This is a genomic window from Aphanothece stagnina RSMan2012 (genome assembly GCF_046764815.1).
GTDB lineage: Bacteria > Cyanobacteriota > Cyanobacteriia > PCC-6307 > Cyanobiaceae > NIES-981.
In genome coordinates, this window is sequence record NZ_JBKOUC010000037.1 from 1 (window position 1) to 12,064 (window position 12,064).

Genomic DNA, 12,064 nt, shown 5'->3' on the forward strand with positions numbered 1-12,064 from the left:
AGCCACCCGGGGCCGCCGCCGCCGCTGCACCGCCGGCCGGAATGGCCGGGCTGATTTCCTTACCGCGGACAAACGCGACCACGGTCAGGTCGTAGGTAGCGGTCAGCTGTCGGTCGGCCGATTCCACGATGGTGACATTATCGGCCACTGCCAGGTAGTTCGGCATGTTCGACCAGTTTTCAATGTTCGCCCGAATTTGATCCCACGTTCCACGCACCGTCACCTGACCGAGGTCAAACACGGCCACCGGCATCGCGGTGCTATCGGGATACATGTAGTAGGAGCTGAGAATCGTGGCCGGATCATCGGTCGGAGCCGGTACCGCCGCCCCCGAGATCACCGTCACGCCACCGCTTCGCATTTGGCGGTTGATGGCCGACTGCACGCTGTCGCGGAACCGCAGGCTGTGAACCGTGAGGGTGTAGCGATCGACGGCCAGATTGATGCCGCCCGACTCCACGCTGCTCGGCGGGGTCTTGGTGCGAACCACCACATCCCACTTCGCTTCCGCTTCCTTCACCTGCTCAATCGCGTTTTCGACGCGCTTCTTGGCCCGGGGCAGCTTGTCGGCTTCCGCCTTCAGCTCTTGACCCCAAGTGCGGAACAACGCGGCCTGGTTGGAGTTAGGAAGGAAAAATTGGAACAGCGCGTAGCTGATCATGATGAGGCTGATGGAGAGCCCCACCACAATGATTGTCCAAGGTGAAATCTTCATCGTTCTACTTCCTCTCAGCGATCATCCTCGGGGCGCGCATTGGCCCCAGCGGCATCGATACCCGTTGCACCCGGAACCGTGGTTCCCGGCGGCGGGCCACCCGGTCTAAATCCACCCGGTGCGGCCGGAGCAGCGCCGCCCGGAGCGGCACCGGCACCACCACCACTGGTGATCGTAGCGCGAGGATCGGGCGTCTGCAGCTCGCGATCAATGACAATGCTGTACGTCACGGCCGAGAAGCCCGGCATGGCGCCGCGCACTCGGGTTTCGCTGGAACCGAAGTTTCCGGTGTTTTGGAAACCGCTCGGAGCCGAACCGGCGCGCTCAATCAAGGCGTTCATCCGCTCAAACGGATCGGTCGGCAGGGGCTCTTCGCCATCGCGGATCGGGCGACCGTCTTGGTCAAGTTCCGAAAGGGGAGGAACATTGGCTCGATCGAGCGTGTAACCGGCCCGGCTGACGCTCACCACGCCCGGAATCTTCCACAGCGCGATGGACATATCTGCGTACTGGCTGAACGACTGGAGATAACCCGTCATGGTGACCGAGGCCTGAGTCGGGCTCACCGGGTCAGCCGTGATCGTTTCCAGCCGGAAGTAAGCCGGGATGTAGGGGAACAGGTCGTCGTAAAGCGTGGTGTAAGCCGAATTGTGCTTGCGCATGGCTTCGGCCAGCTTCAGGTGACGATCGATGACCGCGACTTGCTGAATCTGCGCATCGGCTTGCTGCGAGGTCGCGAGGGCGTCCGCCGCACCTTGCTGGTACTGCAAAGCGTCGTTACGAGCCGAGTCAAGATTAGCCCGGCTACCAAGAATCAATCCCGCCGAGGCAAGCGCCGAAACCACCACCAGGAGAACCGAAGTCACGATGGCCCCGGTTGTCCAGCCCTGCTGGCTTACGGAAGTTGGGAGAAGGTTGAGCTTCATGATGGTTTAGTACGCGATGTGCAGCGCCGTCCCGATGGCCACTGCGTATTCAGCCGGGTCGCCGTAGTCGCCCCGCTTGGTTTGCGCAGAAACCGTTTTGGTCGGATCCAACCGTTCGACCGGCATGGCCAGGGCCGAACGCAGGAAAACTTCCAGATTCTTCAGTCGGCTGCCGCCGCCCGCAATGAGAACGGTATCGACGTCGCCACCCTTCCCTCGGAAGTAGTCGATCGATCGTCGAACCTCACCCACAAACTCTTCAAGCGCCGGAGACAGCGCATCGTACATCTGTTGGGCCTGCGGATTCAAACCAGAACTCGGCTGAGCGGGCATGGCTTCGGTCACCGAGGGGGCCGGAACATCGCCGGGGGAATCGGCGAACGGGTTGTAGCTCACCACGGGGGCCGCGCCGAACGAGGGCGCCTGGGCCACAACGGCCGAATCAGGCAGTTCCACTTGATTCGACTTTGCGAACTCGGCATCGCTCATGCTCATGCCCGTGGCGTCGGCAATGGAGCGGGTGAACAGTTCGCCCCCAATGGGCACCTGCCGCGGCATCAGCAACCGACCATCGCGGTAGATGTTGATGGACGTGGTTTTGTGACCAACTTCCACCACGCACACGTTGCGCCCCGCAAAGGAGCCATCGTAGTTGGAGGCCAGGGCGCGAGCCAAACCAAGCGGCTCCACATCAATGGCGGCCGGCTTGCGACCCGCCTTCTTCAAAATCGCGATCAGGCCATCAACGGAAGATTGGGTGGCAATCGCCATCACCACATCCATGTTCTGAGCCTGCGGAGAATCGGCCGGGAACGCCTTAAAGTCGCTCACCACGGTGCTTTCGGCAAACGGAATGTTACGGGTGATTTCCCATTCCATGTGCCCTTTCAGTTCCCCTTCGTTCATGACGGGGACTTCGAGAGTACGCACCAAAACGGAACCTTGACCGGCCACCGCTACCACTGCATCACCCACCGAGGCACCGGCGTTGTTGATGGCTTCGCGAATGGAATTGGCGGTTCCTTCTAAATCGTTGATGCCGACGTGATCGACCGAACCTTCGGGAGTGCGCGCCATACCAAGCGCCGTCACCACTGGACGGCCGCCTTGCATGCGGACCTCAGCCACCTTCACGCTATGACTTCCGATGTCGATCCCGAGGACGCTACTTAACTTCTTGGCCATGACCAAACTCGCGCTGCTTCATCGACACGCGCGGGAGGATGTTAGCACCCCCTCCCTGCCAGAGTCAACCGAAGTTCAACGCCCGGAGGATCAGACGGTGGAAAGTATGGGCGAGGTTACACGCATTGAGCGGGCTTTAAGTTCAAATTCAGGCTCACTCTGGGCTCAGAAGTCGCCAAATCAAAAAGCAAAAAAACCTCTTCCCCCGTTTGGGAGGAAGAGGTGATTGTTTGTCCGACTCGCCTTTAGTTGCCGCTGTTCAGCACAATCGGCGTGACCTTTGGCGCATAGGTCTGGAAGTACACGTCGGGCTGACCGCTGCGCGTACTGGTCCAGGCCATCCACAGCAGAGGCGGACGACGTCGATCCACGTTCCGAAGTCCAAACGGATCCAGGAAGATTTGGAGGTCAGTTTCGCTGGCCACCTGCTCAATCGGAATCGCGACTTCGGCCGTTTCAAAGATCGGGCCCACACGCAGAGTCTGCGTGATGACCGCCCCGGCCGAGCCATCGGCGCGAGCCACCCGGTAAGTGACTTCAACCAACTGACCTTCGGCCACCGACGGGAAGTAGATGCGACCTTGATTGGGATCGATATGGTAGTAGACCGGTTCGGACGTAGCGACTGCGCTTGTAATCACCGAGAGCGTCACCGGGTTGCCTACGCTGTTCATGGCGATGGGGCCAGGCAGCTGCACCCCAAAGCGCATGGTGCTCAGGAACGGTCGGGCTCCGCTGGTGCCATCGGTGCTGGTGCGCGTAAAGGCCAGGAAGAACCGGTCGTGTCGGATGGGAGCGTTGAGCGCCGGAATGAACCCGTTGGAGTCACGCCAGAACCGAGCGTCTTCGGTCAGGTTTTGATCTTGGCGGGCCGGATCGGGCTGGAGTTCCACCCCGAGCAGTCGCTCATCAAATACCGTGCTCACACCCGTGTAGTTGGCCGCCCGCGCCCGGTTTCCGCCGGCCGCAATGAACCGGTTGTTTCCGTTCGGATCGGTCCAGGTCACGGGGATGCCTCCGGTGGCTCCACTCACGCGAATGAACGCGGGTGAGTACTGGAGGAAGACTTCGGCTCCGCGCGGAATCACCGTACCGCTCATGCGGATGGTGCCCCGACGTGCATCCACGAAGATCTGGCCACCAGCCCGGCTGAAGAACGTGATTTCGCGAGTTTCGCGATCAACAACGGCTTCACCGATGCGGGTGCGGTCGACCAGGTCACGCACCGTGCCATCGGCCAGGCGCATAAACAGGTCGAAGTTGTCCAGGTCGCGCTGTTGCAAGCGCCAGTCCAGACCCGGGCTCCAGAAGAGGCCGGTGGCGGTATCGAAGTCCAGGCGGTCAACCCGATCTTCAAAGATGCGCCACGGGAATTCTGGATCACCCAGCGGCAGCAGCTCCAGCTGACTCAGACGCAGTTGGCCCATAAAGGCTTCACTGTTGGCCCGTCCCCGCACCTTACCGGTGAAGAACACATCGGCCGCGCGCTCATTTTCCAGATTGCGGAACCGGCGGAGCACCACCGAAACCCCGGACAGGGATTCGAACTGCGATCCGAGGCCCAGGCTCTGGCTGGTGGCCGGAGGTGAGGCCGGGCTGCCGGGCACCGGAGCCACGGTGAGCTGCGGTTGTCCACCCGTGCGAGTGATGCTGAACAGGCTGAGGTTGCTGAGGGTGCCGACAATCGCTGCGCGGCTGCGGCTGGCATCTCGTTCTCCCGGCACCACCACAATCGACTGAATCGTGTAGCCACCGCTTCCGTCGGGCGCCAGTCGGGCCACAAAGTGGTGACTCACGCGACGTCGCGCTCCGCCCGCATCCCCGACCACGGCCTCGCCGATAAAGCTCAGCACTTGGGCGGTTCGCGTCGGGCGAATGGCCAGAGGATCCGTCGTCGGATCGGTCGATCCATTGTAGACCCACGCCGGCGAGTGGAACCGGAACCCTTCGGCCGTTAGCAAGAACTCACCCGGGCGCAGCGGGAACAAGCCCGCTTCGGTTCCCGGAGCCGGGATGATGAGACGATGGTGGAACCAGCGTCCCGCCGTCGCGTTCACCCAGGCGGCCAAGTCATCCATCGGCGTATCACCCACTGCTCCGGCCGGAACGTTCGGGTTGCTCAGACTGGTCAAGAAGATGCGTTGTTGGCGCGTTTGGCGCGTATCCGCATCGATCTTGGCCACGGGCACCCATTCCGGTCGCTCCGAAGTCCAGGCGATCAGCAGATCCGAGAGGTTGTTGGGGCCCACTTGGCGAGTCCGCATGATGGCGGGCTGCTGGTTGCCCCAGGCAAAGTTCTCGGTTCCCGCGACCAGTCGCTCCACGTTGGGAGCGGCCTTGGTCGTTTCGCGGTTGGTGAGGCGAGCCTCACGCACCGTGAACTGCAGGGTGATCCCGGGATCGATGAAGGCTTCATTGATCGGGTTCAGGCTTGTGCCGTAGGGGCCCAGAACCGGAACCGTCACGGTGCCGTTGCTGCCCGCATCATCTTCAAAGGCAAAGATTTGGCGGATGTACTGCCCCACCGGCGTGCCGATGGGCGTAGCCACCCCGATGCGAGGATCGCTCGGCGGGAACGCCGTGGTGCTCAGCAAGAAGCCCGAATCGACCCGCAGGAAGGCATTGGCCCGACGTCGCGGGTTGGTGCTCAGGCGGGTGGGGCCCACATCGCCCGGTCGCGCCTTTTGCAGGATGATCTGCCCATCGGGGTCAAATCCGCTGCCAAAGGTGGGCGACATATCGGGGTCAAGCTCGGTGATGAGGTACCGCGAGCCATCCAGCCAGGCCATTTCGTGCATGCCAGGCATAAACAGCTCCAGAACCCGCGCCACCGGCAAGATGGAGCTCCCCGAGAACTTTTGGAAGCCCTTGGCCACCCGCACGTTCAGCAAGTTGGTGTTGCCATCGTTGAACACGGTGAACGGTTGGAACATGGCCTGTTGGCCCGAATTCCACGCCGGATTGCTCGGCTTCACGGTGCTCAGAGGATCGCGCGGATTGGTGACCGGCAAGTTGCCGACCAGGCCGGCAAATCCGGCCCCGGCAGGCTGGCTTCCCAGATCGACCGTCGGCGTCGTGGTGCTCAACCGCGATTCAGGGCGGATATCCATGCTCATCAAGGTTTGGCGAGCAATGTCGTTGTTATCCAGGCCCGGGCTACCGCTATCCACGTAAATGGTTTGGCGACCCACGTACTGAGGCGGCAACGTTCCGGTTCGGGTGAGCGTTCCCGGCTGGAAGCGCGGTACCGACCAGTTGACGTTGAACTGCGTATCGACCAGCGTCCGCACCAGACCGGTTTCGTAACCCGCCGGCGTGTTGTACGTGCTGAGAGCCGTGGCCCCGATTTGCGGAGCGCGCAGCGTCACGCCATTGAAGAGCGGATCTTCCGACGTTCCGAACAGTTCCTTCACCATGGTGAGGCCGGTTCGGGCCAGGTCGGGGTAGTCCACCGACGGGTTGGGGAATGCCGCCGGATAGTCTTCAAACTCGCGGTAACGCCAGTTGGTCTTGTTGCGACCCACGTTGAGCGGCTTAAAGATGCCCAGATCCGTGACCGGGTCGTACTGACGGCGGATGCGGACATCCGACGGGTCAGCCGGCCAGCTGGTGGGATCGGTGATGGGTTGGTGGCTGAGGTCGCGAGCATTGACGCGCACGCCCGTCAGACCTCGGTTGTTCCCGAACACCAGAGTCATCAGCGAACGGTCGCTGACCACCATGCGTGCCTGACCCGTTTGACCGTTACTCACCGGAGTGCGGTTATTGGGGTCGGGGCCAAGGATGGCGTTGGGCACTTGTGTGGCCGTGGCGGGGAGGCCAAAACCGCTTTCCCAAGTTTGGCGCACACGCAGACCGTTTCCATCCACCCCGTCTAATCCGAGCGGGCTATTGCCGGCCACGGTGGTGACGGACGGATCGAGCGTGAAGCCCGAGCGGTTGTAGGTGGTGCCGCCCGTGTTGGTGAACCCAACCGCAAGCGGGTTGGCCACTCGGATATCGGCCGCAGGAGCCCCGAGGCCCGCTCCGGTACGAATCGGGACATCGTTACCCCGGACTCCGGAAGCGGCACGGGCTCGCACCCGAACGCGCACTTCACCAGGAAGGAGAGCGCTGGGGCCCGACGGCAGCACCTGAGCGCTGAGCAAGGCAATCCCGCCTTCCTGATCGCTCGGAGCGCCCGTTACGGGGAACACCGGAAGCACAAACGGCCGGGTGCCGGTGCCCGCGTTGGTCATTTGCGCTTCCACAAAGTAACCCGCGGTTTGGGCACGACTCGGACTGTTGATGTCCGTCACCACCACGTACAGGGTCTCGCCGTATTCAAACGCGCGCCGGTTGATCGGCGTGGTTTGGGCGGCCGTGATGTCGGCATAGCTGAGCGTGCCATTGCGAGCCCGCAGTTGCAGGTCGGCAAAGGTTTGCGGGCTGACCAGCAGCACGTCGTCCTGCTCAATCATCGCATTCAGTTCCGCTTGATTCGGATCGTTCGGGTTAGCCGTGGGCGATCCGGGCGGGGTTCCCGGCGTGATGGGCGGGATCGAGTTGTTGTCGTCTTCGGAGCTGAAGGCGTACAAAATGCCGTCGCTGTCGCCAATGTACAGGTGCGAGCGTTCGGCCAGAACGCCCGGCGCATTCGGCCAGCCGCCTACGGCAAAGGAGGCCTGCTGCTCATCGCCTTCCAGGAAGAAGCCCCAGTTCGTGCGCTCGCCCGAGGTGGTGACACTGCCATCGGCAAAAAAGCCGCGCAGCACGCCTGTAGACGTGGCCACAAGCACCGTCGGAACCGCATTCACAATCAGCGTTCCCGCGGCGTTTTCGGTGCGGAGGTGGGTAAAGGCCAAGCTTCCCACCGGCCCCGATGCCGTGGTGTTGTCATCCCAGCGGAAGTCGCCGTTGACGGGGTTGAGCGCGGCCAAATAGCCCGCTCCATCCATCACAAACAGCGTATCGCCAAGCGTCGGGTTGAGGGCCGCCGGGACATAAACTCCGCTGGCCGCACCAAATGCGTTGAACGGCGTCGTTCCGTTTTGGCGCACAGCGCGGGCCCAGTTCAGGGTGCCGGTGTTCAGATCCAGCGCGTGGATCCGTCCGTTGGCCGGAGCGGCGCCATCGCGGGCCAGGACAAACACTTGACCGCCAGCCACCATCGGGGGCGCATCGATTTGTCCAATGAGGTTCGGGGCCACCGGGGCGTATTGCCATACCGCCGTGGTGGTTCCGGCCGCCGGGTTTCCGTCGGCATCCAGGGCAATCACCTGACCGTTTTCGGTGGTGACGATGATGGCCGGGTTGCCGGCGATGGTCGTTGCGGCCACCCCGCGAATTCGACCCAGCGTGGTCGAGCCCATCTGGCCGTTCGGGGTGCTGCGATTGTAGTCGTCGGGGTAAGTCCAGCGTCGTTCGGCCGATCCATCGCCGCGACCGGCCATGTTGATGGCGTAGACGCGACCATTTTCCGCGCCGATGACGAGCACCGACTGCCCGGCGACATCGATGACCACGCCCGAGCTCAGGTCGAACCCGCTCGGAACTTCAGCGATTCCGCCGTCCGCCGCGGCCGCCGCGTTCGGATCGCCCGCCGGGTTTTCGGTCGGATACGTCCAGTAGACGCGCTGAGTCAAACCGGTGCCCACGTTGCCGTGCGCATCCAGGCAGTAAAGGCGTCCGTTTTCACGCGCGACCACCACCACATCCCGGTTCACCAGTCCGCCGTCCAGAATCGGCACGTTGGAGGCGAGGATCGGGGTGGAGTTGATGCTGAGATCGGCATCCTTGATGAACCGAACCGCATCGGCATAAACCTGCCGCGTGCTGGGGCTGGTGCTCTGGTTGGTGAGTTCCAGCGTGAGGGGTTCGGCTTCGGTATGCAAGTAGCCTTCGGCGTCTTGACCCGGGAGCGCAACCCAGCCATTGAAGCTGGATTGGTTCAGGACAAAGGTGTCGATGGCGACTCCGTTGCGGCGAAGCGTGTAGGTGACGTTTTGGGCCAGATCCGCCGGTAAGTCGTCGCTCGGCAAGAAGACTTGCAGGGTGTAACGACCTTCAGGCAGGTCGCCGCGCCAAATCACGTTTCCGGTGGCGGCAGCCGAGGCCGGAGCGGCCAGATAGTTGGGGCCGACGCCGGTAAAGGTGTTGCCCGTGGCAAAGGTGCCGCTGAAGCTGGTGCCTGCATTCAGGTTGTCCAGTTGAACGCGGTGCTGGGTGCGCGGCGCTGCAGCCGGGCCACCGGTCAACCAAGCCTGACGATCCGCCGCATAGCGATCGCTTTCGGCCAGCGTCAAATCGTTGGGACGGGCGGCAGGCCACGACCACACCATGTTGCGGCGCAGCGGCTGAGCCACATTGGCCAGTCCACCGTTGTAGATGAAAGACGACAGCGCGCCGATGTTGTAGGTGCGACCCGTCGCGCCTACCGTAGCGGTTTCGTTGCGGGCGGCGTAAACGCGGCGGTTGCTCACGGTGCTGGGCACCACAGGCGCGGCGTTTTGCAGTTGGCCGACGACCGGGCTGGCCACGTATCGACCATCACGAACCGTGTTGCCTACGGCGCGGACGGCATCGGCGTACACCACATCGTTCCCGGGTTGGGCCGTGGTATCGAGCGGGTTGCCAAAGTTATCTCGGACGATGGTGTTGTACAGGCGTACCGTGATTTGGCCGTTGTTGGTGGGGCCATTCCCCGCCACAAAGGTGATGGGGGAGTTGTTGGTGCGCTGGCCAAGGTTGGCAAAACCTCCCGGCTGCGTGAACGTGTCCACGATGACCGTGTTCGTGCCGTTGTTGTCGGTGATTTCGTAAACAAAGTAGCGCGCTTGGAACCGGATATCCACCGGCCCGACGCCCGCATCGGGCTGGATGTTGGTCGGCCCGGCCAGGATGTTGGCTTCCACCGTGTACTCAGCACCCGGTTGCAGACCCTCGATGCGCCAGGTGTACACGGCCGTGGCACCGGCGGTGGGGTTGGTTTCCGTCGAAGCGGTGCTGGTGCTGGTTACGGCGACCCGATACCAGGGATCCAGGAAGTTGTTGAGGGTGAAAAAGGCCGCCAGCGTGGGAGGGTTGGGATTCACCAAACCGGCCGGGAACGGATCGATCCACGTGCCGGTACTCGAAGTCTGCGCAATCCGATCGTTGTCGATCGTGCCGCCTTCTTGGAAGATGGGATCCCACCAGCGCAGGAAGGCACGACCCACGTTGTTCCAGCTCGTTTCCGGCAGAACTTGGGTGGGTTCGGGCGTAGAGCGGCCCTGCCGAGAGGGATCGCCTTGGAACGTGCGCCATTCTTGGGCGGCCACGGCCCCGACCAGGGCCATCGCCGCCGCGACGGTCACGACACGGGTCAGCCCCGTGGTCAAGATTTTCGCATCGAATGTCTTACGCATGGTCGTTATTGCCGCTCGGCAAAGATCGGATTCACGATGCCGCGGATGCCTTGCACCGGCGGAAGTTCAAAGAGAACGCTCAGGCTGTTAAACCCAAGGTTAGGGCGATTAAAGTTGAAGCCAGGTTCCGTGATGGGCAGCGCGGCGCTCACAAATCGACCGTCTACCACAATCACTTCGCCCTTGAAGCCTTCAGGATCCGTGGAATTGAACCGGCGACCTTGATAGCTGTTCACCAGCAAAACGTCCCCACTTTCCAGTCGCCGCGCATAGGCGGGCTGGAATCGAGCCGGGTTGTTTTGAAGCTGAGCCAGCGTAAAGGTGGTTCCGGTGCGCGGTCGGCGCATCGCCACATAAGCCGCTTCGGGCAGCATCCAGCGCACGACCCAGGGGTTCCCGGCCGCGACGAGATCTTGCTCGAGCTCATAGATACCATCGGCCAGGGTCACCATGAGCGTCGGCCGACCGGCGGGGTTACGACCCACCGTGACCGCGCGCAATCCGACCATGAGCCTTCGCTCAACCGGACGCAGAGTCGTTGGGAGGTTAAACGTGAACCCGCCCGAACCGTTGCTTCCGACAAACGTGTTGGCCGCGATGGCCGGGAACAAGAACTCGGTGATGACGGCGGTGTCCGAACCATCGAAGAGCACGACCCCACCCGCACCGGTGGCGCGGTCTTGCGGGGGCACGCCCGGGCTATCCAAACCGAACGATCCGCGTGAGGGCTCGACGTTCCCGAAACCGAAGGCGTAAACGTTACGCGGCCCGCTTGCTCCCGGCAGACTTTGCCGCGAGATCGAGTTGTACACGTAGCGCTTGGCGCTCAGGTTTTCGGGGGTGTGCCACAGCAGCACGCCCTGGGCGGTCACAAATCCGTCGCCTTCGTTTTCTCCGGCTTGCGCGTAGCGCACCAGACCTTCGATTTGACCGCGGAAGTCAAGGCGGTAGCGATCAATGAGTTCCACCACCCGTCCGTTCCCGGCATCGGCAATCAGCCAGTGATCCCAAAGCTCATCCGTCGCGCCCCCTTGCAAGGTTTCGCCGGGGAACGCGGCCGCCACTTCGGATTGGTTACGCCGAGTGACGTAGTTGCTCACGTCCATCGGGCGTCGCAGCTCGCGCGGTGAGGAAAGGCTCGCACCTTCAGGAACTCGGCGCGGGTGAATGCGGAGAGTTTGCAGGCGGCGGACTTCGCGCCCGGTGGCATCCGTGATCAAAACCGCATCGCCGCCCGCATCCACAATGGCGTAGTTGCCATTGCTCAGGCGGTACAGGCGCGTGGGCTCGCTGAGTCGGCGGACGGCCGAAGCGGTGGAGTTCGGGGCACTTTCGCCACTTTGGATGGTGGCTTGGGTGCTCCAAAGCGGGTTCCCGCTGGGGTCGAACTGCGAAACGCGTCCGCTGTCGGCCACCACAAACTGCACCTGCTCAAAGGTATCCACCCCGGCTTCGGTGATGGCGACAATCCGTCCGTTTCCGGCGGCGACGCCCCTCACCAGACCGGTTGAGGTCGCGGCTTGAAGCACCCGCACGCGCAGGTCATCGATACTTTCGATGCCTCGCACTTGCGGCCACCGGAGGGCGGTCGCCGGGCGAGCGTTCGTAAAGTCGAACGGGCCCGTTGCGCCATCCAGGGCGTAGAGCTGGTTGTGCCACGGCCGCACCGAGTTCGATTTCACGAACGGATCGTTGGCACTGATGATCGCATCGGCCCCCACCACGATGCCCGAAGGCGTGGGCGGGAAAATGCCTGAGATCACATCGGGCAAGAACGATTGGCCACCCAGGAACATGCTGTCCCCGGTCACGACCGGCCCCGTCACCGCTTCAAACCCTTGCACGATGGTGAA

Annotated in this window: 5 protein-coding genes; all 5 read right to left on the reverse strand. The window is 62.7% G+C overall.

Annotated features, from left to right (window positions below; all coding sequences use genetic code 11):
- On the reverse strand, positions 1-715 hold a 715-nt coding region (locus ACLNEE_RS15795), incomplete at its 3' end, for a hypothetical protein (protein WP_412007334.1).
- A gap of 14 nt (positions 716-729) precedes the next feature.
- A complete protein-coding gene (locus ACLNEE_RS15800; protein WP_412007335.1) occupies positions 730-1,641 on the reverse strand; it encodes a hypothetical protein in 912 nt (303 codons plus the stop codon).
- Positions 1,642-1,647: 6 nt separating this feature from the next.
- Positions 1,648-2,826, reverse strand: a complete 1,179-nt coding sequence (gene pilM / locus ACLNEE_RS15805; protein ID WP_412007336.1) for a type IV pilus assembly protein PilM — start codon at positions 2,824-2,826, stop codon at positions 1,648-1,650.
- Between the two features lie 245 nt (positions 2,827-3,071).
- Positions 3,072-10,211: an outer membrane protein assembly factor BamB family protein gene (locus ACLNEE_RS15810; RefSeq protein WP_412007337.1), complete on the reverse strand. Its 7,140-nt coding sequence runs from the start codon at positions 10,209-10,211 to the stop codon at positions 3,072-3,074.
- A gap of 5 nt (positions 10,212-10,216) precedes the next feature.
- Positions 10,217-12,064, reverse strand: a 1,848-nt coding sequence (locus tag ACLNEE_RS15815; RefSeq protein WP_412007338.1) for a hypothetical protein, incomplete at its 5' end; no start/stop codon positions are given.